The organism is Bacillus pinisoli (assembly GCF_023036475.1).
Classification (GTDB): Bacteria; Bacillota; Bacilli; order Bacillales; family SA4; genus Bacillus_BS; species Bacillus_BS pinisoli.
The window spans coordinates 41621-65559 of record NZ_JAJQKI010000007.1 but is presented as its reverse complement, the minus strand read 5'-3'; the positions used below and the strand labels follow the sequence as shown (position 1 = coordinate 65559).

General features: G+C 35.6%; 24 protein-coding genes. 4 read left to right on the top strand and 20 right to left on the bottom strand.

Annotated features, from left to right (window positions below):
- Positions 1-13: 13 nt before the first annotated feature.
- The 8 genes from LT143_RS11665 to LT143_RS11630 all read right to left on the bottom strand — a co-directional run bounded on the left by LT143_RS11665 (position 14) and on the right by LT143_RS11630 (position 9436).
- The gene (locus tag LT143_RS11665; RefSeq protein ID WP_246943173.1) at positions 14-1600 is read right to left on the bottom strand and encodes a long-chain-fatty-acid--CoA ligase; all 1587 of its coding nucleotides are present in this window, start codon (positions 1598-1600) and stop codon (positions 14-16) included.
- 181 nt (positions 1601-1781) lie between these two features.
- Positions 1782-2516: an amino acid ABC transporter ATP-binding protein gene (locus tag LT143_RS11660; protein WP_246943172.1), complete on the bottom strand. Its 735-nt coding sequence runs from the start codon at positions 2514-2516 to the stop codon at positions 1782-1784.
- Positions 2517-2533: 17 nt separating this feature from the next.
- Positions 2534-3235, bottom strand: coding sequence for an amino acid ABC transporter permease (locus LT143_RS11655; RefSeq protein WP_272495782.1), 702 nt, complete (start codon positions 3233-3235; stop codon positions 2534-2536).
- A complete protein-coding gene (locus LT143_RS11650; protein ID WP_246943171.1) occupies positions 3222-4055 on the bottom strand; it encodes an amino acid ABC transporter substrate-binding protein in 834 nt (277 codons plus the stop codon). Before LT143_RS11650 ends, LT143_RS11655 begins: the two co-directional genes overlap by 14 nt.
- Before the next feature lie 157 nt (positions 4056-4212).
- Positions 4213-4422, bottom strand: a complete 210-nt coding sequence (locus LT143_RS11645) for a DUF1540 domain-containing protein (RefSeq protein WP_246943170.1) — start codon at positions 4420-4422, stop codon at positions 4213-4215.
- A 136-nt stretch (positions 4423-4558) separates the two neighbouring features.
- Entirely contained in the window at positions 4559-6580 is a 2022-nt protein-coding gene (locus tag LT143_RS11640) for a prolyl oligopeptidase family serine peptidase (RefSeq protein ID WP_246943169.1), read from the bottom strand.
- 589 nt (positions 6581-7169) lie between these two features.
- Positions 7170-8114, bottom strand: a complete 945-nt coding sequence (locus LT143_RS11635; protein ID WP_246943168.1) for a phosphotriesterase family protein — start codon at positions 8112-8114, stop codon at positions 7170-7172.
- 335 nt (positions 8115-8449) lie between these two features.
- Entirely contained in the window at positions 8450-9436 is a 987-nt protein-coding gene (locus LT143_RS11630) for a Gfo/Idh/MocA family protein (protein ID WP_246943167.1), read from the bottom strand.
- Between the two features lie 128 nt (positions 9437-9564).
- On the opposite strand from LT143_RS11630, the gene LT143_RS11625 reads away from it, so the two are divergent.
- On the top strand, positions 9565-10587 hold the full coding sequence (locus tag LT143_RS11625; RefSeq protein WP_246943166.1) for a DUF3231 family protein: 1023 nt from the start codon (positions 9565-9567) through the stop codon (positions 10585-10587).
- 16 nt (positions 10588-10603) lie between these two features.
- Here the strand turns inward: LT143_RS11625 and LT143_RS11620 are convergent, their stop codons facing one another.
- From LT143_RS11620 to LT143_RS11605, 4 genes are all read right to left on the bottom strand, one after another.
- A complete protein-coding gene (locus tag LT143_RS11620; RefSeq protein ID WP_246943165.1) occupies positions 10604-11053 on the bottom strand; it encodes a hypothetical protein in 450 nt (149 codons plus the stop codon).
- Positions 11054-11136: 83 nt separating this feature from the next.
- Positions 11137-11523, bottom strand: a complete 387-nt coding sequence (locus LT143_RS11615; protein ID WP_246943164.1) for a hypothetical protein — start codon at positions 11521-11523, stop codon at positions 11137-11139.
- Positions 11524-11578: 55 nt separating this feature from the next.
- Entirely contained in the window at positions 11579-12859 is a 1281-nt protein-coding gene (locus LT143_RS11610; protein ID WP_246943163.1) for a sensor domain-containing diguanylate cyclase, read from the bottom strand.
- Positions 12860-13045: a hypothetical protein gene (locus tag LT143_RS11605; RefSeq protein ID WP_246943162.1), complete on the bottom strand. Its 186-nt coding sequence runs from the start codon at positions 13043-13045 to the stop codon at positions 12860-12862.
- A 273-nt stretch (positions 13046-13318) separates the two neighbouring features.
- Here LT143_RS11605 and LT143_RS11600 point away from each other — a divergent pair, with 273 nt between their 5' ends.
- On the top strand, positions 13319-13993 hold the full coding sequence (locus LT143_RS11600; protein WP_246943161.1) for an SOS response-associated peptidase: 675 nt from the start codon (positions 13319-13321) through the stop codon (positions 13991-13993).
- A 148-nt stretch (positions 13994-14141) separates the two neighbouring features.
- Positions 14142-15113, top strand: a complete 972-nt coding sequence (locus LT143_RS11595; RefSeq protein ID WP_246943160.1) for a CobW family GTP-binding protein — start codon at positions 14142-14144, stop codon at positions 15111-15113.
- Between the two features lie 131 nt (positions 15114-15244).
- On the opposite strand, the gene LT143_RS11590 is transcribed toward LT143_RS11595, so the two are convergent.
- From LT143_RS11590 to LT143_RS11580, 3 genes are all read right to left on the bottom strand, one after another.
- The gene (locus LT143_RS11590; RefSeq protein ID WP_246943159.1) at positions 15245-16219 is read right to left on the bottom strand and encodes an HD domain-containing protein; all 975 of its coding nucleotides are present in this window, start codon (positions 16217-16219) and stop codon (positions 15245-15247) included.
- A 246-nt stretch (positions 16220-16465) separates the two neighbouring features.
- The gene (locus LT143_RS11585) at positions 16466-17443 is read right to left on the bottom strand and encodes a ring-cleaving dioxygenase (protein WP_246943158.1); all 978 of its coding nucleotides are present in this window, start codon (positions 17441-17443) and stop codon (positions 16466-16468) included.
- 215 nt (positions 17444-17658) lie between these two features.
- Complete coding sequence (locus LT143_RS11580; protein ID WP_246943157.1) at positions 17659-17886, bottom strand: hypothetical protein; 228 nt, start codon at positions 17884-17886, stop codon at positions 17659-17661.
- A 148-nt stretch (positions 17887-18034) separates the two neighbouring features.
- On the opposite strand from LT143_RS11580, the gene LT143_RS11575 reads away from it, so the two are divergent.
- On the top strand, positions 18035-18328 hold the full coding sequence (locus LT143_RS11575; RefSeq protein ID WP_246943156.1) for a Dabb family protein: 294 nt from the start codon (positions 18035-18037) through the stop codon (positions 18326-18328).
- Positions 18329-18581: 253 nt separating this feature from the next.
- Here LT143_RS11575 and LT143_RS11570 read toward each other — a convergent pair whose 3' ends face one another.
- From LT143_RS11570 to LT143_RS11550, 5 genes are all read right to left on the bottom strand, one after another.
- Positions 18582-19289: an ABC transporter ATP-binding protein gene (locus tag LT143_RS11570; RefSeq protein WP_246943155.1), complete on the bottom strand. Its 708-nt coding sequence runs from the start codon at positions 19287-19289 to the stop codon at positions 18582-18584.
- A gap of 3 nt (positions 19290-19292) precedes the next feature.
- A complete protein-coding gene (locus LT143_RS11565) occupies positions 19293-20090 on the bottom strand; it encodes an ABC transporter ATP-binding protein (protein WP_246943154.1) in 798 nt (265 codons plus the stop codon).
- Positions 20071-21366: a branched-chain amino acid ABC transporter permease gene (locus tag LT143_RS11560; protein WP_246943153.1), complete on the bottom strand. Its 1296-nt coding sequence runs from the start codon at positions 21364-21366 to the stop codon at positions 20071-20073. Before LT143_RS11560 ends, LT143_RS11565 begins: the two co-directional genes overlap by 20 nt.
- Before the next feature lie 9 nt (positions 21367-21375).
- On the bottom strand, positions 21376-22362 hold the full coding sequence (locus tag LT143_RS11555; protein ID WP_246943152.1) for a branched-chain amino acid ABC transporter permease: 987 nt from the start codon (positions 22360-22362) through the stop codon (positions 21376-21378).
- Positions 22363-22500: 138 nt separating this feature from the next.
- Positions 22501-23643 (bottom strand): branched-chain amino acid ABC transporter substrate-binding protein, encoded by a 1143-nt coding sequence (locus LT143_RS11550; RefSeq protein ID WP_246943427.1) that lies wholly within the window; start codon positions 23641-23643, stop codon positions 22501-22503.
- Positions 23644-23939: the final 296 nt, after the last annotated feature.

Genomic DNA, 23939 nt, shown 5'->3' with positions numbered 1-23939 from the left:
CGTAATTGGTTATTTAGTTTACAAACCTTCCTTGTTTATCCCAAAATTGTTTCCGGATTTCTACTTTCTGGATTTTACCAGAAGCCGTTTTAGGGAGTTCCGAGCGAAATGAAATGGATGCTGGAATCTTAAACTTAGCCAGATTGTTACCAGCAAATGATAAGAGTTCCTCTTCAGAAACCATGCAGTCATTACGTAAAACAACGACAGCATGAGGTCGTTCACCCCATTTTTCATCAGGAATTGCAATTACGGCTACTTCGAGTACGGCAGGATGCTCATATAATACGCCCTCTACCTCAATAGAAGATATATTCTCTCCGCCGCTAATAATAACGTCTTTTTTTCTGTCTACTATTTGAATATTACCTCGTTCATCTACAATGGCCATATCTCCTGTGTACAGCCAACCATTTTTGATGGTATCTTTCGTTGCTTCTGGATTCTTCCAGTATCCTTCCATTACACCATTTGTTCTGGTAATAATTTCTCCTATTTCACAGCCATTACGAGTAACCTCAGCCCCGTCATCGTTAACAACCTTTACTTCAGATCCAATCATTCCATACCCTGCTTGCGCCTTCATTTTATACTGCTCTTCCTTTGATACATTTATATGATGCGAGCGAATAACAGAAGTTGTAATTAATGGTGAGATTTCAGTCATTCCATACACCTGGATAAACTCCCATCCCATTTCTTCTTCCACTTTTCGAACAAATGCTTGTGCTGGAGCTGAGCCAGCGATAACTACTCTAACAGAGTGTGATAGTTGAATTTTATGTTCTTGATAAAATTGTATTAAGCTATTTAATACGGTTGGGGCCATATGCAACACAGTAATCTTGTGTTGCTCGATTAATCTAAAGATAGATTCTGCATCTACTTTTCTTAGCATCACATGAGTAGCACCATTTCCTGTATAGTAAAATGGACCTCCCCATCCGTTTACATGAAACATAGGTAAAACATGTAAATAAATATCGTCATCTGATACCCTTAAATGATGCATTGCACTTAATGCATGCAAATAATTACTTCTATGACTGAGCATGACACCTTTAGGATTACCGGTTGTCCCGCTTGTATATAATAAACTTGCGATGTCAGTTTCTTCTAACTCAACACGCGGAAAAGTAGTTGAAGGAAATTTAGCTAGCCAATGATCATAATGAATAACACCTGGATAAGTCTTCTTTCCATTAATAAGAATGATATTTTCAATTGTTTCTAGTTGATCAACGATTATTTCAATTTGTGGAAAGAGTTCTTCATCTACGAACAGAATTCTACTTTCACTATGGTTTAGAATAAATAAATAGTCTTTTGGTTGAAGTCTTGTATTCAGCGGTGTCATCACAGCACCTAGCTGATACACTCCGTAAAAGCCCTCAAGCATCTCTAGAATATTAGGAGCCAAGTAAGCAACCTTATCTCCTTTTTGTATATTAAGCGCTTTCAATCCATGCGATAACTGATTCACTCGGTTATGTAATTCTGAGTAGGTTAAACTTCTAGTTTCATCAATAACCCCCACTTTCTCTCCATAAAGTTGAACGGCACGGTCAAGAAAATGGGTTAATGTTAATGGAACATGCATGAAGATTCCTCCTTTATTAGAAATCTGATTATTATAAATATTATAACAACACTATCTTTGTTTTTCCATTTTTATGTAAATAAAACGGAGGATTAGCGTATCACTCCATAAAAAAAACCCTAAACCTTATGTTCCAAGCGGTTTAGGGTTAGGGCTATTTAAAGATGTTAAATGGTGAAAACTATTTTAATAAGTTTAAAAATTGTCGAGTTCGTTCTTCTTTTGGATTTGAAAAAAGATCAGCTGGTGTACCTCTCTCAATAATTTTACCTTGATCCATAAATATTACTTCATCAGCTACTTCTTTCGCAAAGCTCATTTCATGAGTAACAACAATCATAGTCATACCATCATTTGCTAAATCTTTCATTACTTTTAGAACTTCACCAACTAGTTCTGGATCTAGAGCAGAGGTCGGCTCATCAAACAACATCACTTCTGGACCAATAGCCAGAGCTCTAGCTATTCCAACTCGTTGCTGTTGTCCACCTGACAATTGAAAAGGATACTGATTAATTTTTTCTTTCAATCCAACCTTTTCTAGTAACATTTCAGCATTTTGTTTCGCTTCATCTTTTCGCATTTTCTTTACCGTTACTGGTCCTTCAATCACGTTCTCCAATGCCGTAAAATGTGGAAATAAGTTATAGTTTTGAAACACCATACCCGTCAACTTACGAAAAGATTGAATTTCACTTTTTGATACCTTTTGATTAAAATTCAGAGCTACGTCTCCTATTTTCACTGTCCCAATAGTAGGAGTCTCTAAAATATTTAAACAACGGAGTAATGTAGTCTTTCCTGAACCTGAAGGCCCAATGACGACAACGACCTTTCCTTTTTCAATGTTTAAGTTTATTCCTTTTAATACCTTTAAGCTTCCAAACTGCTTATGTAATTCTCGAATTTCAATCATCTTGAAACTCCTTTATCTTATTTTGCAACATATCGATCTAATCTGTTTTCAAGTCTGTCTTGAATAATAGACAGTCCAAAACATATAATCCAGTATAGGACCGCTGCCTCTGTATATAAATATAAAAATTCATATGTTTGTGCAGCAATTTCCTGTGCTCGCCGAAACATTTCCGTTACTAGAATAAGAGACGCGAGTGAAGTATCTTTAACAAGGCTAATAAATGTATTAGATAAAGGCGGTATAGATACACGTGAGGCTTGTGGTAGGATAATTCGTCTTAATGCTTGTTGATAGTTCATACCAATAGAATATGCAGCCTCCCATTGTCCTTTAGGAGTGGATAAGATTGCCGCTCTAATAATCTCAGAAGCATACGCACCCACGTTCAATGAAAAACCAATAACCGCAGAAGGAAATGGATCAATGATGATTCCAATTGTCGGTAAACCATAAAATATGATGAACAACTGAACTAACAGAGGTGTTCCCCTAATGATGGATACATATGTTCTAGCTGGTGCAGAGAGTAGCGGGTTTCCGGAAATCCTAGCAAGTGCCGTTAATACAGCGAAAATTAGTCCAACGATAAATGATATAAGTGTTAATGGAACCGTATGATAAAGAGCTCCCTCCACTAAAGGTGGAAAGGAACTCCATAAAATTGATAATAACCGGTCCATTTTTTCTGGGTCAGTAAATATATTACTTAGAAACATCTTCACCAAACCATTTTTCAGAAATTTTAAGATAAGTTCCGTCTTCTATCATTTCTGCGAGTGCTTTATTCGCTGCATCAACCAATGTCTTATTACCTTTTCTAAACATTAATCCACTTTGAGAAGCATCTTCAGAAGTTGCAGCAATTTTAATTGGTGCATCTGGTTTTTGCTTTAAGTAATCAAGTACTGAAAGTTTATCATTAATTGTAACATCTACACGTTGTGAGCTTAATAACTCAATTGCTTGATTAAATCCTTCTACTCCTTGAATCTCTGCACCGTTCTCTCTTGCAAGATCCGCATAATTACTTGTTAATGATTGTGCTGCTTTAAGTCCATTAATGTCCTCAAACTTATTTACAGTTTCATTATCTTTTCTCGTAACCAAAACAGCAGCAGAAGAAATATATGGATCAGAGAAATCATATTTTTCTTGACGATCTGGTCTAATTCCAACTTGGTTGGCAATCATATCAAAACGTTCTGCGTCTAATCCTGCAAACATAGCATCCCACTGTGTTTCTAAGAATACCGGTTCTACATTTAAACGTGCTGCAATTTCACGAGCGATTTCCACGTCAAAACCAGTAAGTTCTCCTGATTCATCATGGAATGTAAATGGTGGATATGTACCTTCAGTTCCTATTTTTAATTCTCCACTTTCTTGGATCGTAGAGAGCAAATCACCCTCAGCTGTTGTCAAATCATCAGTTGCTTGCTCATCATTCACTTGCTCATCCGTCTTTCCACTGTCTTCTCCTCCACAAGCAGAAAGAATAAATGTTAATCCTAGTAATACTATTAAAAACTTCTTCACACTTTAAACCCCCGTATTCTGATTGGTTTTATATACTTTAGTCAACAATGGCAATCTTATAAAATATAATGTAATTTGTCAATGAGAATGACTTAGTAATAGCCATACAATCTAAAAAAGACGTACAAAAACTTATTTTGTACGCTTCCAATAATTCTTAATGTTTTGGCTTAAAGGTTTTGCAACAAGTTTCAGCTGAGTTGCCAGCCTGATCTATATGATTTTTTTCAGATAATTCAGATGCCATTTCTGTATCATATCGGTAATGTTTATCTAATTCGACCATAATCTTTTCGGCCGTACAAATATTACCTTCTCCATAGAATGTGCAGTTTGAGATTGCACAGGAAACTTCAACTTTAGGCATGAAAGAAACCTCCTTCTAGTGAACTTTACATTTATATTCTCTACAATCATCGTAATTTTAATCAACATGATTAGGTTGGAGTGAAAAGCAAATAAAAAAGTGCACATGAAAGAATTTTTCATGTACACGAATTGGGTTATACGAGCTCCTTATCAAGGAAGGTATAAAAATCTGCCCACTCATCTATTAGTTTAGATGTAGGCTTCCCTAAACCATGTCCTGCCTTTGATTCAAGGCGAAGAAGCATCGTTGAAGATGGGTTCGCCTTCTCTTTTAATGTAGCAGCAAATTTCTTAGCATGTGCAGGAACTACGCGGTCATCACTATCAGCAGTAGCAATTAATATTGCTGGATACTTTTCTCCCTCTTTTACATTATGAAGTGGTGAGTAGGCATATAAAAACGGAAAATGCTCTGCCACTTCTGCATTTCCATACTCAGGGATCCAATAACGACCAATGGTAAACTTATGATAACGAAGCATATCAATCACAGGTACCCTACAAATGACTGCACCGAATAGATCTGGACGTTGTACCATACAGGCAGCAACTAGTAAACCACCGTTCGATCCACCCATAATCGATAATTTTTGCTTGGACGTGTAGTTATTCTTTACAAGAAATTCTCCTGCTGAGATAAAATCATCAAAAACATTTTGTTTCTTTTCTAACATTCCTGCCTTATGCCATTCTTCACCATATTCTGAACCACCTCTTAGGTTGGCTACGGCATAAATGCCACCCTTTTCTAACCAACGAAGAATGGCAGGATTAAACGATGGAGTGATATTAACATTGAATCCACCATATCCATAAAGAATAACTGGATTTTGACCGTTTAGTTGCAATCCTTTCTTGTGAGTTAAGAACATTGGTATAGAAGTGCCATCCTTTGACAGATAAAACACTTGCGTTGTTTCATATTCCGAAACATCAAATAAAAGATTGGTCTCCGCTAGTGTCTGAAGTGTACCATTCTCTAGCTCATATTTATACACGGTAGTAGGGTGAAGGAAAGATGTCATGCCGAAGTATAGCTCCGCTTCATCTCTATTAACCGATAACTCAGTTAATGAACCAATAAAAGGAAAATTAATTTCCTCTTTTAGCAAGCCATCTTTCTGGAAGAGTTGAATCCCATGTTGAGCATCTCTTAAGACAGTAATGACAAACGTATCCTTTACATACTTAATTTGATCCAACACGTACTCTTGCTCAGGAATAATCTCTTTCCAATTTTCCTTTTCCGGTCTTTCCAAATCAATTGCAATCACACGTCCTTTAGGTGCTTCTAAGTCGGTTTTAAAATAGAATACACGATCTTCATTCGTAATGTAGGAATACTCTGCATCTTGTTCATCAAGAAGCTTCACAATAGGTCCATCCTCTTCTAGATTCTTTAAGTAGAACCGATTTTCAGCTGCTGTTCCAAAGCTCACATGTAAACATAAATACGTTTTATCTTCAGAGAGTAAGGGAGAAAACATTAATTCTTTATTATCTGGTTGTTCGTAAATCAATTGATCTTTTGCTTGTTCTGTTTGAAGTTGATGATAATAAACTTTATTATAATTACTTTCATCTTCTTGACTTACAGTACCTGGCTCAGGAAACCTGCTATAAAAGAAACCATGATCATCAGGACTCCATGTAATGGTTGAAAACTTCACCCATTTAATGACATCATTTAAATCTTCGCCAGTCTCTATATCACGCACTCTTATTTCTTGCCAATCACTTCCGTTTGTAGATGTAGCATAAGCGATATATCGACCATCACCACTAAATGAATAATTTGTCATCGCAACTGTACCATCTTCTGATAGATGATTCGGATCTAATAATACCTTCTCTACTTCATTTTCTCTCACATAAAGAACTGCTTGATTTTGAAGACCATCATTCTTTTGATAAAAGAGTTTCTCTTTCACTTTTTTTGGTACGAAATACTTAGGATAATTCCATAGATCTGTAAGCCTTTCTTTATCAATAGAACGTGTGTTTGACTCTAAAAAATATTGCTCACTTTCTTGTTTAAGTGCTTGTTCCCATTCAATTACATCTACGCTACCTGTTTCTTCTAACCATCGATAAGGATCTGCAACCATCGTTCCATGGAAATTTTCAATCACATTACTTGTCTTAATCGTCTTCATAAAAATCCTCCTTTATTGGGATGTTTCTAAATTTCGACATACGAAATAAAAACACCTTCAAAGGAATAAAAAAAACGCACTTTATATTCAAGTACGTTTGAAAAGCAACTATCATTTATCAATCCACTTTTTAACATGTTCTTTAAACAGCTCGTTAGAAAATATCGTGACAATCCAATTTAAAGAAAATAGCATTAACACAATTGGAGTTACATTGTTCGTCAGGAGGGCTAATATAAAAATCAGAGTAGCACCAATTACAACATAGATACCCATTAAATTAAGGTAATACTTAAATTTATATAAATCCATCCACCCACGTCCACTCTATTTATATTAGGGTACGAAAAATTCATTACATAACCATATGATTTTATCTGGAGTAATGTTTTTAAGTAACCATATTCTAGGAAAAATATTTATACTTACACCATTTTTTCCAGAATATACTTTTTCATACATATTTAAAAGAAAATAAGTAGACATGAAGGTCTGACTAGGGTTCTTTCCTATTAAGCGAACCTTAACTTGGTAACTTATTTGAGTAATACGTAGAGTTTAATACCGTTTGGACGAAAATCAATTTTAATTAACTCCCTTCGAACCAACGACGCGCATTGTGATTTAACATATCCTCAATTTGCTCGTTCGTGACACCATGTTTTTTTAACTTAGGTATCACTTCTTCTAATACAAAACTCATCGTCCACTTTGGAAACATCATACCAGGTGTATGCTCTGGATACCAATCAAGTGAACAGCAATAATCTTGAGAAAGAAACATACGATTGGAAAACCCTAGCTTTGTTAGTTCGATAACGATTGCATTACGGTCTTCCGTTGTGCACTCACTCGTTAGTCCATAACGATCCATACCGATAAATGCTCCGCTTTCAAGAACCTTTAATATATACTCAAGATTATTTGTATCACCAGTGTGACCAATAAGCACTTGTTTTGTGTTAACACCTTCTTCTTTTAGTATCTCTAATTGCATTAAACCCGTACCACTTGCAGGGTGTGAATGTGTCATGATAGGTACCCCTGTTCTCAAGTGTGCACGAGCAACGGCTCGATTCACTTTTTCAACGTCTGGAGTAATCCCTTGTTTATCAGCTGCGCATTTTAAGAAACCTGCCTTAATAGATGTGTTTTGAACCCCCACTTCAATGTCTCTAATAAATAAATCCGCCATATAATCTATGCTACGGTTCTGGAAATGAGGGGGTATATAGTGGTAGGAGTATATACCGGTTGCTGCAATAATCTGCATATCTGATTCTAGTGCTACTCTCTCAATAAAGCGAATATCACGACCCAGTTCCATTACCGTCGGGTCACAAATTGTTTTAACCCCAAGTTCCTTGACTCGTTTAACCTGTTCAACTGCTTTTATAAATTCTTTATCTTCATCATATAAATGCGGAAACTGTGCTACCACTGCTTCTGAGCGTACACGCATATGCTCGTGTATTAACGTGCACCCTAGCTTATTAGAATCAACTATTCCTGTTACAGTATTAATGAATACCATTCTTTCACTCCTTTAATTTGCTTAGATTATTCATAGAAAAGTGTCAAATCTTGTACTCATTTTTATATTTACGAATCTAGAATCTATTGATGACAAGTATTAAAATATATGCAAATGCTAACATTATAAGACCGTGTGAAAACTAGTGTAATTTTCTTGAATAAGAGTATTCTTCTATTTTTCTTGCTGCACTTTAGTAAAAGCCGAAGGTCAAAGCTTTTATAGAGGCACACGAACTATCACCTTACTTTTCTATCTTATAAAGATAGGAAATAGTTCCTATATACAAAAAAACTAGCTTTTGAGTAAAAAGCTAGTTTCTCATACAGTATAGATTATTTCATATCAGCAGGATAAATTAAGCCCAATTGCTTTCTTGCCATTTCCATTACTCTTGCAGTTTGAAGTGAATTCTTAAATGAATTGATTGTTGACATGGTACTTCCTTCTTTAATTAACTTGATAAACTCTTCTGCTTCATAATACATTTCTGGTTGTTCACGAACGATGCTAATCTTTTCAGTGGTTCCATCCTTATACTTGATTTCAACTTTCTCAGGTGAAGAAATATTATCGTAAATTAGCATGCTACCTAATTCACCTTGAATTTCTGATGGCAAGAATGAGTCATTAATTTTTGAATGCATAATGACTGCATCCATTTCCTCATACTGAGCAAGAATACTACCTGAACCATCTACTCCTGAACTAAGCATAATACCAGTTGCTTTTATGTCCTTTGGTTCTCCAAATAAGGCAATCATCGGATAGATACAATAAACCCCTAGATCCATTAACGAGCCATTTGAAAACTCTGGCTTAAAAGCATTTAGTACCGTTCCCTCTTTAAAGGCATCATAACGAGACGAATATTTACAGTAGCTAGCAAAATAACGACGAATTTTACCAATCTTATATAAATTTTCTTGGATCTGTTTGAAGTTGGGATGGACTGTTGTTCTCATCGCTTCCATTAATAACACTTTGTTCTGCTTTGCCACTTTTATCATTTCTTCTGTCTCTCTTACATTTGATGCGAGTGGCTTTTCACACAATACATGCTTACCATGATTTAAAAATACTTGAGCCTGTTCATTATGCAGTGAGTTTGGACTAGCAATATAAACAGCATCAATTACATTACTTTTTGCCATCTCGTTATAGTCAGTAAATGTATAACGGATGTTATATTTTTCAGCAAATTCGCTTGCTTTTTCTTTTGTTCTTGAATATACAGCCGTTAATTCAAATTCATCTAAATCTTTTACAGCTTCTAGAAAACGATCTGTAATCCAATTGGTGCCAATTACTGCAAATTTCATTCTTTAATTTTCCTTTCTATATAACAAAACTGTTCCTACTTAAAAGATGTATTACAAATAATCTTTTTCCAAATACTGAGATTAATATCCAAATTTATGGAAAATATAAACGTTAAGGAGGTGTTATCATGGTAACACATAATTCACAATTGGTATCAACGGAGATTTCTTTATTATGGACTACATATGTACAAGATTCCTTAGCTACGTATATTATAAAACATTTCCAATTAACGAGCGAAGATCCGGACTTAGATTCTATACTTTCTTACTCTTTAAAATGTTCAAATGAGCATTTAGAACAAATTAAATCCGTTTTTGATCAAGAGAAGATCCCAATTCCTAAGGCTTTTTCTAGTCAGGATTTATGTGAAGATGTACCTAAACTTTTTCCGGATACCTTTATGTATCGTTTCCTTGAACATATGTCTCGTGTCGGTCTATCAAATTATGGACTAGGAAAGTCCACTGTTGTCCGTAAAGATATTCGTAAATTGGCGGGAATTTGGCTTAATGAATCTGGCCACCTTTATGATATGATTATTGATGTAATGACAGAAAAAGGGATTCTAGTAAGAAGTCCTTCAATGGCTTATCCAACAGAAAACGAATTTGTACAGAAATCGCATTTTTTTACGGATGGCTTTCTTGATGAGGATCGACCGTTATTGTCAGTAGAAATTTCTCATCTTAGTACAAACATAGAAGCTAATCATACAGTATCATCCTTATTTTTAGCTTATGCACAAGTTGCTAGAGAACAAAAGCTCCGTTCCCTCTTTTTAAGAGGACATGAAATTGCAGAAAAACATGCTGAAATCTTATCATCAATATTAAAGAAAGAAGATGTTCGTGCTCCTTCTGGTTGGGACAGCAGTTTAACAGATTCCACTACACCTCCTTTCTCGGATTATTTAATGGCGAATAATATCGCAGCTATTATAAGTATAGGTATCAGTTATTACGGCACAGCAATGGGGGCAAGTTTAAGAAAAGATCTGTTAATCCACTACGGTAGACTTTTTGCAGAACTCGGACAGTTTGCTGAAGACCTTGCCGAATTAATGATTAAACATCAATGGATGGAAAAGCCACCTCAAGTGTTAAATAGGGAACAAATTGTAAAAAAAGCCCCGAGAAAGACCGATTAAAAAATCGGTCTTTCTACTATACTTCTTCTTGGTAAATATGAATACGAATAGGAGTTAGCTCTATGGGACGCTTAAACTCTTCTAATTTCTCTATTTGGTGAAAATACTCTATGATCTCACCTTCTGTATCAAAATACCATACTATGGTTTCTAACCCTTCTAAGATAGGTACAGCATCATAAACTAATTTACAGTGAAGTTGCTCCATATGTGAGTAATCGTCTTCATCGTAAACCGTAAATTGCCTAACGAAATCCATATAAAATTCCCCATTATCCATACCACATTGAAATAAAAGTTCTACATCATCCTCTTGTTCGATAGAGATCTCACCAAACTCTTTAAAGATCTCCCAAATTAAATGAGGATTTGTCGTTTCACCTATTTTTTCTTTTACGTATTGTTCTGTTTCTTGAACTGTCAACAATTTAATCACATCCAAATAAAGTAATATCTTTCTTTTCACTCATTCGATTGTAGCTTATCATTCTGCAATCTTAAGTTCAATACAACTAAAAAAAGAAGGGATGGCTTCTCCCCTCCCTTCAATTACATTGCTTTTGATTGTAATTTCCCTTGAGATAATTCTTTACTTAAACCAAACCATATAAACAAAATGCCACCTAAAACGAGTATTGGTTCTAACCAATTAGCCTCTGGACCATTCGTAATCCGATGCAATTGGAATACCCAATGAAACACAATAATGTCAAAACTCAAGAACAACCCAGTTGCTACGATAAAACCTTGAAAAAAGGAAGAAGAAAAAAAGCGAAATGCTATATACATGAACAGTAGAAGCACCAAGATTCCAAATCCTACCGCGCCAATTCGGTCAATCTGTGTTTCTGCCTTCAATCCTGCCGCTGCTGTATGAATGATATGAAAGAAGAAATCACTTAAAAAATATCCGGCAACAGCTCCTATTATTCTCATGATCTAAACACCAATCCTTTATAGACAACTCTTTCTCATTATATAAGATAATAGCCTAACTAAAGAAGGCGTAGTTATTTTTTCCTTGTTCCTTTGCAACGTACATTGCATCGTCAGCACTCTTCTTTAGTTCATGAAGTGTGTGACCATCATTGTGCAATTGTGAAAGACCGACACTAGCCGTAACCTCTAATTGATTTTTGTTGTAAGTCACCGGTTTCTTAAGCGCTTCAACAATTCTCCTTGCCATTATTTCTACTTCATTTCTGCTTAATTGAGTAACAATAACCGCAAATTCGTCTCCACCGAGCCTAGCTACAATTCCATTATCACTTATTACATTGACTAAGCGATTTGCGGTCTCCTTAAGAACATGGTCTCCTGCTAAATGACCGTATTCGTCATTAATAAATTTAAAACGATCTAGATCAAGAATCATAACAAATACATTCTCATCATTCGTTTTTGCCTGTCGAATAATTTCCTCCGCCCTCTCTCGGTAGTGCAAACGGTTGGCAAGTTTAGTTAACTCATCATGATAAGCCAAGAAATTTAATTTATCTTCAGTCTCTGCCTTTTCTAATGCAATTTCTGCTAAAGCTGAAAATTGATTTAGGATTTCCAATTCAGCCGTTGTTGGTTCATGTGATTGTAGACTGTATATGGCAAATGTACCTAAAACCTCTTGTTTTGAAGATAAGATAACTGTTGACCAACAAGATTTCAAATTATGTGCAATAGCTAAATCCCTATATTTTGGACCCCAAAGTGGGTTTGTAGATATATCAGATACAATAACGGTTTCTTTTTTAAATGCAGCAGTACCGCAAGAACCCTCACTCTCTCCTACTTCAACTACTTTTAGACATTCTTTGTATCCACCAGGAAGTTTAGGAGCAGCAACAAGCGTTAACTGATTTTCTTCTTTTTTATATTTTAAGATTGAACAATAAGTGTTGGGTATTTCATTTTCTACATAGACACATATTTCATTTAAGATTTGCTCAATATCACTACCTTTAGCTATGGAAGTAAGAATTTTATTTTGTTCATGTAAAAGCCTTTCTGCCTTCTCCTTCTTTTGAATCTGCTCATCTACTTCAATTAAGTTAGATAGATATTCTGCCATAGTTTGAATGAGTGTTATTTGCTTCGGAGTATAGTGATACGGTATAGAGTCTATAGCACAAAGCGTACCTACTACTTCTCCATCCTTCTTTAATAGCGGTGTCCCTAGGTAACTTTTAAAGAGATTCGTCATTTCCATATTTTTTGTCAAAGGATGTTGTGACAAATCCGGTATAGCGAGTGGTTCCCGACCACTAGTTGAGAACATTCAATAAGTATCTTGCAGATTAAGCAATGCCCCTTCTTTCACTAATTCCTTTTCTCTATTAAAAGCTTGTATAATTCTATTTGTTTTTCCATCATTTAAAGCTATATAAAACGTATTGGTGCCAACTATTTCAGCCATAAGTTCAAAAACATTCTTTGCTGTACTGTATAATTTATCAACGTTCATAATTTATACCTCTTTTACCTTGAGAGTTATTTATACTATAATAATACGGAATTTGTCGAATGGTGTAAAACTGATTTTATACCATTTTTATCAATTTTCATATGAGAACAGGTTCCTATATTACATTTCATATTCTATATACTTCAGTATATTCGTCGTGGATAGCGAGACCCATTGTTGAGGTATAAAGGGCCTAATAAAGCAAGATTGAAAAAGCTCTTTGATTTACTTTTACTTACTTGCTAATATAAGAGCAACTAAGGAGTGAATTTTATGTGTGGTCGATTTACTTTATTTGAAGATTTACATAAAATCTTGAAAAGATTTGAAATTAATTTATCCATAGAAGAAGAGCTTTACACGCAAAGATATAATATAGCCCCAACCCAGTCGGTCCTCTCAGTTATTAATGACGGAAAGAAGAATAGATTAGGCTATTTACGTTGGGGACTAATCCCACCGTGGGCTAAAGATGAAAAAGTCGGGAGTAAACTGATTAATGCAAGAGCTGAAACATTAGCAGAAAAACCTAGCTTTAAAAAGGCTTATAGTCATAAGCGTTGTTTAGTAATAGCCAATAGCTTTTACGAATGGAAAAAGGTAAATGGAAAGAAAACACCTATTTGTATTAAGTTAAAAAACAACGAATTGTTTGCTATGGCAGGTCTTTGGGAAAGCTGGATTTCCCCAACCGGGCAAAAGATACATTCTTGTTCTATAATTACAACGACTCCAAATGAACTAATGAGTAACATACATGATCGAATGCCAGTAATTTTGCCTCCTGAGCAAGAAAACATATGGCTTGACCGAAATATAACAGATTACAACACTTTAAACCATATGTTAAAGCCCTTAGAATCAAAACTAATGGAAGCTTATGAAGTTTCCACGCTTGTTAATTCACCTAAAAATAATACACCCGAGTTAATCCAAGCGATTTGTTAATGAATTTAGAAAAATTACGTAATGGCTAAGTTTAATGAGGGTTGTATTTTATTTTTAGATTTAATAAGATAAGTATTAAAATCGTAATCATTATTATTTAAATATAAAATATGTTATTAAATGATGTATTCCAAAGGAGATTTGTAGAATGCAGACAAAAATACCAACCTATATTATAAGTGGTTTCTTAGGCAGCGGGAAAACAACTGTTCTTAAAAGAATGGTTGAACATGCAAGACATCAACAATTAAAAGTTGGTCTCATCTTAAATGAACTTGGTGATGTACACGTTGAGAATTATATGTTTAAGCAAGAACAAATGGTTGAGCTGCTAAATGGATGCATTTGTTGTTCAATTCAAGATGACTTAAAGGATACCCTTCAGCAGTTTATTGACAACCCTATCGATCTATTAATCATTGAGGGAACAGGTGTTGCCAATCCCAATGAAATTGTAGACTCACTTGTAAGCCCTCCCTTTCATGAGCATTTTGATTTAAAGTCTATTATTAGTTTGGTAGATGCTAGTAATTATCTAGAATACCAAAGTATATTTTCTAGTTCTAAAGAGATTAGGCAACTTCTAAAGGAACAGATTAGCAGTGCTACTCTACTTGTGATTAATAAGACAGATCTTGTTTCAACTAAACAACTTCAAAAGGTTGAAGACTCTATAAAAAAGGAACTAAAAGATTCAACTCATGCTATAAAAACTGCGTTTGGGAACGTTAAGATGGAGGAATTGCTTTTACCAAGGATTCAAATGATTAGTTCCATTGAAAAAAAGAGTTGTTCATGCTCTAAGCATGAAGAGTGCCATCATCACACTCACCATGCTAATATCAAAGCTATTAAGGTAACTGAATTACCACAGTTTCATATAAAACACCTGCAAAAATGGTTAAGAGGCCTTCCACCTGAAGTTATTCGCGCTAAAGGCATTGTACAAATTAGCGGTGAATATGGACTTACAAGTTTTCAATTTGCAGCAAAGCGAATCACATTTGAAAAACTAACAGAAGGAACTTCTCAAGAACCCGTTATTATTTTAATAGGAAATAACCTAGACCAAAAAAACGTTATGGATTATTATGAAAATAATTTACTCTTAAAAACTTAAAAGCAAAATGAAAACGAGTATACAACGTAGTATGCTCGTTTTGTTTTTTACATTATAAAGCATTTGAATCTACTATTTTCTCAATATATATTACTTAAGCTTTTGAGATACGCTTCCCATAGATACTACTATTAATAACTATAATAATATGTTTTCTTTAATGAGCGTATGTGCTCAAGTATATCGTTCGCTTCTGGTAATAATTCGTTTAAAGGGGTGCCCTGTACTAGAGGGGATTTATCGTAAACCTTCTTTACTTCTATTTTTTCAGAACTAGGAAATTCTTCACAGCTTACTCTGATTCTTTCAGGATTCCATAATAGAAGTTCAAGTAATTGATTCACCTCACGTAGATTAGAGTGAATTAGTAACTGCAAGAGTTCATGATTTGTTAAATATTGAATTCTCTTTAACTCAATCTTCATATGGCTAGCATAGATAGAAATAGATTTTGCTAAAATGGCATCCAGGGCTAAGTGAATAGGTTTAAGGAAACTTAAATGATCAGCCAATATTGCTTCCATAATAATTCGACTTGTTGCAAGGTCTGCTTCTACATAATTCTCAGTAAAAGAAATCTTGTCTATGAAATTTGAAGGGTGCTCGTTTAACTTCCCTAACATATATGCATCTCGTAAGAAACTATCCAAATGGTCAGCACTCAAGAATGGTGTTTTGTGAGAAACAGGTGTGTCTATATTTAATAGATCGATTATCGCTGAAGGTGTAAAACCGTGATTCTTTAGAATTGATGAAACTTCTTCAGAAAGAATATATTCCTCTGTTATTATATGGTGATTAAACCCTAGTGTACGTTCAACAGCATGCGAGAATGGCAAATGGCCAATATCATGTAAAAGAGCAGCTATTCTTAGCTCTTCTTCTTTGGGAAAATGATTGGCAATAATAGTCCACACTCCCACCGTATGCTCATACCTTGAATGTTTAGCTGATGTCGTAAAAGAAGCGGTTCCATAATGAGATAAGAATTTTAGCCGTTTAACTGCGCTACTTTGTAATAACTCATATTCCCATGGATGTACTTGAGTTTCCTTTTGATAAAATGGATCATAGATCATTCTTGGATTCTTAAAAATATAGCTCATATTCCCTACTCCTTTTAATGAGGTAATAAAAGGCTCTTTTCATAAATTTTGTTTTCTACCCTACTTCTATAGGAAAACAGCCTAATAAAAAAAGCCGGTTCATATCTAAAAAGATACGAAACCGGCTCACTCTAATAAATGAGGGTGGTTTGCCCACGGTTTATCAGTTCGTAGTTTATTTCAAGTAAATTATACCAATATTATCCAACCTGTCAATGGTTTTATAATTGGCATTAAATGCTGAAATTACTCTTTGTTAAATTCAATCGTACTTCTAACAGTATCAATAGGACGAACTAACTTCTCAATCTGTTCTCGCTTAGGTTCTAAAAATGGTGGAAGAGACAGTTTCTCACCAAGCGTTTCATATGGTTCATCTCCCATGAAACCAGGGCCGTCAGTAGCAAATTCGAATAAAATTTGTGGGGCGACTCTTGAGTAAAGAGATTCAAAGAAATATCGATTCACATAACCTGAGGTTTGAAATCCAAAGCTCTGCAATCGCTTATTCCATTCATCAATTTGAGTCCGATCATCAACTCGAAACGCTACATGATGGACTGTACCATATCCTTGTTGAGCTTGTGGTAGTACATTATTATGTTCTGCAATGACCTGTGCTCCATTCCCACCTTCACCGACCTCAAATAAGTGGTACACCCCTTCGCTCGCGACTTCTTTAAATAATAACACCTTCTCCATCATTTCTTTAAAGTAATCGATATTAGCGACACGGATAAAGATTGGACCGAGTCCTGTGATGGCATACTCAAGTGGTATTGGTCCTTTTTGCCAAGGAGTGCCTGAATCAACACCATTGTTAAGTTCATCAGAAATTAATTGATACTGTTGATCATCAAAGTCAACAAAAGAAAGCGTCTTCTTGCCGAACAATTCTTGTATGCCATCGTGCTTTACTTCTAAGCGTTCAAATCTTTTTAACCAGTATTCAAGTGCAGCATCGCTCGGAACACGGAAAGAAGTCTTGGAAATCTCGTTTGTCCCATGAACACCTTTTGAAATCCCAGGAAAATCAAAAAAGGTCATATCTGTCCCTGGACTTCCCTTATCATCTGCAAAAAATAAATGATAGGTTTGAATATCATCCTGATTGACTGTCTTTTTAACTAAGCGCATTCCTAATACGTAAGTGAAAAATTTATAATTTTCCTCTGCACTGCTTGTAATGGCAGTGACATGATGGACACCTTTTAAACCATTCATTTCAATGACCTCCTACATAACTAATATGTTTTTATCTTTAATTCATTTATCTCAAATTCGAGATAAATATATCATAGTCATCTTTATATTGTCAATAAAAGAAAGGTCCAAAGATAGGAAATAAGTCTTAAAATGGGCCTCTCGTAAATAACGCTGCAGAAAACTTTGATCATCTTCATTTCCTATCTACGTCGGCCCCGGCCCAACTCATTTTCTTACAATTGATTCTTAATCTCATCTCTAATGGCATCAATTAAAGTATGTGACAAGTTAGCGGGAATTGTTTGATCTTCCTTAAAATACCAAGTGTTAACCAACTCAAGATCAGACTTTTTAAATGTAATACTATAATGGTTTTCATTGTACGTAAAATCCGCAGTTACTGATTCTTCTCCTAGAAAATCGTCATCTGCTATCAGATGATTAATGATAAAAGGCTGCATAGTTCCCCTCCTATTATATAAGTATGTATATAGAGTGAGCATAAATAGGAGCTTTATTCATGGAAAGCATAAAATCAACACACTTAAAAATTGCGATTACATGTTTCTAATTGTAATATAAATAGGTATACATAAAGGAGGAAAAAGAATGATTCAACGTACAGTTCTACTAAAATTTGCAGAAACAACTACAACTGAACAGCTTCAAGAAGTCATTAAGCGTTTTACTGATTTACAGAATGTTTTATCTGGTATCGTAGAAATTCATGCAGGATTAAATATAGCTGAAAAAAGCAAAGAGTTTCAGGTAGTTTTAATGGTGAGGTTTGAAAATCAAGCAGCTCTTGATGCTTATACAACTAATGAAGATCACCAGGCTGTTGCAAGCTTTATCCGTGAAGTCGGTAGAGTGGATAGCATCGGTGTAGATATTGAAATCTAAGTATTTAAGCAAAAAAAGTGATAAGGCATAAATCCCTTATCACTTTTTTCATTTAGGCTCTTTTCTAAAACTTTGTTGCTTTTCAATCTTATATTTCAACAATTTCGCCATATTTAATACGATTAAGCTGAATTCTTAAAGATTAGAAAAGAGCAACTCTCTAGATTTAAAGTAAAGACTTTGTACTACCAAGTAAAAATCCGGCTTTTGGGATTTTTACGAAAGCAACCTTCTATATGAAAACAGCCTCCATTTAAGCTAGATATGCTTCCTTAATCTGGTCATCACCAAGTAATTCAATATTAGTACCAGTCATTTTAATTTCACCCGTTTGAATAACATAGCCACGATGTGCTACTTGCAACGCCTGATATGCATTTTGCTCCACTAATAAGATCGTCATTCCTGAATCATTTAACTCTTTAATGATAGAAAAGATCTGATCGACAATAATTGGCGCAAGTCCCATGGAAGGTTCATCTAACATGAGTATAGAGGGGCCACTCATAAGCGCTCTTCCAATTGCTAGCATTTGCTGCTCTCCACCACTCATCGTCCCCCCGCGCTGGTGAAGACGTTCTTTTATTCGAGGGAAGTACTGGAATACCTTTTCCATCCTTTCAGCAATGACTCTTTTTTCATTAACAGAGAATGCACCCATTTCTAAATTTTCTTTAACCGTCAACCTAGGGAAGATTCTCCTCCCCTCAGGTACATGGGCAATTCCTGAGATTACTGTTTCATGAGGTGGCACATCTGAAATAGCTTGACCATTTAGTAATATTGTTCCTTCTTTGGGTTTTACGCCACCACTTATTGTCTTTAAAGTAGTAGATTTTCCCGCTCCATTGCTTCCAATTAGAGACACAATCTCTCCTTTATTAACATAGAGGGTAATTCCTTTTAATGCGTGAATTCCTCCGTAGTATGCATGGACATTATTTAGTTCTAGAAGTGGCATACGTTATCCTCCTATCGTCGAAACAGCTTGTGCAGTAGATGCCCCACTGCCTAAGTAAGCCTCAATTACTTTTGGATTTTTTCGAATTTCATCCGGATTACCCTCAGCAATTTTTTCACCATGATCTAGTACAAAAATATGTTCTGATATTTCCATAACGAGCTTCATATCATGTTCAATTAAAATAATCGTAACATCGAATTCTTTTCTAATTTTATGAATTAAATCTGTCAGTTCTTTTGTCTCCCTTGGATTCATACCTGCAGCGGGTTCATCTAAGAGTAAAACTTTCGGCTTTGTTGCAAGAGCACGTGCAATTTCTAGTCTCCTTTGAGCTCCGTAAGAAAGACTGTCAGCTTCATCGTTTAGATGATCCGCTAATCCAACATATTCAAGTAATCGAAAAGCTTCAGCCTGTGCCTGTAATTCTTCATCTTTAAATTTACGTAATTGCAGAATTGTACCGAGCACACCAACCCTGAGGTGATTATGCATGCCAACCATAACATTTTCTAAGACAGTGATATTTCCAAATAGACGAATGTTTTGAAAAGTACGAGCAATCCCCTTTCTTGATATCGCATGTGGTTTCATACCAACAATGGATTGGTCCTCTAATAAAATTGATCCTTCTGTTGGCTGATACACTCCAGTAACCATATTAAAAAAAGTTGTTTTACCGGCACCATTTGGACCGATAACAGCAGTAATTGAACCCTTTTCTACCGTAAGACTAATATCTTGGTTAGCCACTAGACCGTCAAATCGTTTAGTTAAATTCCTAACCGTTAGGATGGACATAGTTCGTCCCCTCCTTTTGTAGAGTAAGTTCCGTATTATGTTTAGATGTGTTCTTTAAAAGCTCCTTATTAAAAATTGGATTTTTAGCTGGTAAAAGACCTTGTGGTCGATATAGAGCAAATAATATGAGAATGGCTCCGAATATAAATCGTTGCATTTTAGCTGGTGATAGTGCATCAGGAATACTAATTACTCCACTAAGGCTTAATTGATTTAACCAGTTTGTCAATTCAGTTAGTACTTGTAGATTTAAAATAGTCATGATTGATGCCCCTAAAATAACTCCAGGCACAGAACCCATACCTCCAAGAATAACCATAACAAGAATAGTGATAGATTCTAGAAGAGTAAAGCTCGTTGGGTCAACAAATGTTTGTTTTGCTGCGAATACCACTCCCATCATTCCAGAGAATGATGCTCCTATAGCAAAAGCCAAAAGCTTCGTGCGAACTAAATGTATTCCCATTGATTGTGCTGCAATCTCATTTTCACGAACAGCTTTCCATGACCTACCAATCTTTGAATACTCAAGTCTTCTTACTGCTAGAAAGACTAGTAGTAAAATAGCTAAAACAATGAAATAAAACTGACTAGGATAAATAAAAGTTATACCGAATAATTTAGGAGGTGTAATGGATGATAGCCCCATCGCACCGTTTGTGATATTAACTGGACGATCAAGATTGTTAAATACGATTCTAATGATTTCACCAAATCCTAATGTAACTATAGCTAGATAATCGCCTTTTACACGCAGTACAGGAATGCCGAGTAAAACTCCAAATAGCGCTGCAACAAAGCAACCTAGTAAAATAAAAATCCAAAAACTACCACCGCCAAGTGGAAAATTCCCAAACGGCATAAAGTTAGCAGCCTGCGCCGTTGCAAAAATACCATAAGTGTAAGCACCCACCGCAAAAAATGCAACGAATCCTAAATCTAGTAATCCAGCAAGACCTACTACAATGTTAAGGCCAAGCGCCATCGCAACATAAATGCCAACCAGTGTTACTACTTCCATATAGGATTCATAAGCGACACCCTGGCTTGCAGATACAGGTAGGAACACAACTAATACTAACCCTGCTACAATCCATTTTGTTCGTTGACTTAAATGAGTAAAATGCAATAATAACAATGAGCTTAACAACATTAAAAACGCAATGACGGATTTTTGTGATAAATAGAGACTAAGTGTTGTGACGAGAATATAGCTCCCTAAAAGTATGGCCTGTGCTTTTTTGTTTTGTTTAAGGTTCTCAATAAATGTCTTCATTCCCATCACCTACACCTTCTCCGCAACAACTTTACCGAATATACCTTCTGGTTTGAAGATAAGTACGATAATCAAGATCCCAAACGCAAACACGTCTTTGTACTCTGCACCCAGCATACCATTAGACAAGACAGCTAAGTTGGCGGCTGCAAACATCTCTAATAATCCAAGCAGCATACCTCCAAACATTGCACCCCGAATGTTACCGATTCCACCTAATACAGCAGCTGTAAAAGCCTTTAAACCTAAGATGAAACCAATATAAGGATCAATTGTTCCATATTGAATCGCGAATAATACTCCTGTTGCACCGCCTAAAGCAGAACCGATAAAAAAGACTAAGGCAATAATTTTATTTACATTAACCCCCATCAATGCTGCTGTATCACGGTCTTGTGCAACCGCACGCATTGCCACGCCCCATTTTGTTCGATTTACAAATAAATCTAAACAAACCATCATAATAATCGCGACAACAAATACGATAATAAACGATTCTTTAAAAGATGAATTATTAAACATAGTACTAATTGAAGAAGTGTTTAGATCAATACGATCTGTAAACATGCTTGGTCCAGTAAGAATGTAATTACCACGCTTAAGTTCTGTAATAAACCTGACAATGTCCTGCAGTAAGAACGAAATACCTATTGCTGTGATTAATGTGATTAGCTTTGGAGCTTTTCTTAAAGGGCGGTAGGCAACTCTCTCAATCCCCATTCCGATGAAACCTGTAAGAACAGACGTAATCACTAATACAAGTAATAAAGAGAGTAATGCGGGCATCACTGCAATCCATCCAAGCCCAGTTAGTGTGATTAAAATAGCTGTACCTATAAAGGCACCGGTCATAAATATTTCACCATGTGCAAAGTTAATGAGTTCTAATGTTCCATATACCATTGTGTAACCAAGCGCCACAATGGCATAGACTGCTCCCAGTGTTAATCCGTCAATTAATACCTGTGGTAATGTGTATAGTACCTCAGCCAGCATTTCATGCACCTACCTTTTTAGTAGGCTCTTTTCTAAAACGATTTATATGAAAAGAACCTTTTAGTAAAAAGAGGGTATGACCATTGGCATACCCTCTTGCCATTATTTATTTAATAAGTTTATAGAATACTAGATTTCCTATTTACTAACTACTGACTCTTGCTTCGGAGGATACGCTACTTCATCAAACTTGTAGATGAAGATCTGAGCGTAGTCATTATCCCCTTTATCATCAAAAGTTACTTTTGTAACAGCACCTTGGAATTCAGAAACTGCACGAACCGCATCGCGAACTTGTTCACGAGAAGGAAGTTTTCCATCGTTAGCTTTTATAGCATCTTCAATTCCCTTTAGTACAACACCCATTGAGTCATAACCATACGCTGAATAAGATTCTACTTCTTTATTAAATTTAGCTTTATAGTCTTCAGCAAATTTCTTCCCTGTTTCCGTTGCAAAAGTGTCACCTGCAACAGAAGTAATATAAGTGTTCTTAACAGCCTCACCAGCAATTTCTACTAAAGTTGAGGAGTCTAAGCCATCTCCACCCATGAATGGTATCTCAAGTCCTTTTTCTCTACCTTGCTTAATTAATAGACCACCTTCAGAATATAACCCTCCAAAGTAAACAAGATCTGGTGATTTAGATAGAACTTGGTTTAAAACACCATTAAAGTCCTTTTCACCAACTGTAATTCCTTCATATCCAACAATCTCTGCTCCAAGTTTTTCCGCTGCACCTTTAAATGCATCAGCCAAACCAGTTCCATAAGCTGTCTTATCTTGAACAATGAAGATTTTCTTAGCATTTAATGTATTTACAGCAAAGTCCGCAGCAGCTGGTCCTTGGAAATCATCTCTAGCTACAATTCGGTTCGTAGTTTTTAAGCCACGGTCTGTAACTTCTGTAGCAGTATTGGCTGGTGAAACCATTGGGATTGCATATTTCTCATATGTCTCTGATGAAGGAATAGCTACCCCTGAGTTTAAATGTCCGACAACTGCTAAAATGCCCGTATCAGATCCAATTAACTGAGCGTTTGCTACCCCTTTCTTCGGATCTCCCTGATCATCATAAGGAACAAGCTGTAATTCAAAACCTAAATCTTTAAATTTCGCCTGTTGGTCTTCTAGCGAGAGTTGTGCACCAAGCTTAATAGCTTCACCTAAAGTTGCACTACCACCAGAAAGAGGAGATTGGGTTGCAATTTTAATAACGGTTCCTCCACCTTCACCTGATGAAGCCGTCTGACCTCCTCCACACCCTGCAAGTAATCCCATTGCTAACGACGCTGTAGCAAGTAAAGATAATACCTTCGTTTTCTTTTTAACCAATTGACCCACCCCTGTATCTATCTTTATTTTTTGAAACTTAAGAATAATATAAATATTTTTATATTTATTGACAACAATTATTTTTTATAATTTTACAAAAAATATAGTTGACAAAATCATCAACATCCAAACACTAAGATAATAGAGTTTAGTGCTTCGTACACCGTAATTTACACCAGTCGAAATGATTGTTAGATATGTATAAATATGCAAATTCGACAAGTGCCTGTCACCTGTCGATT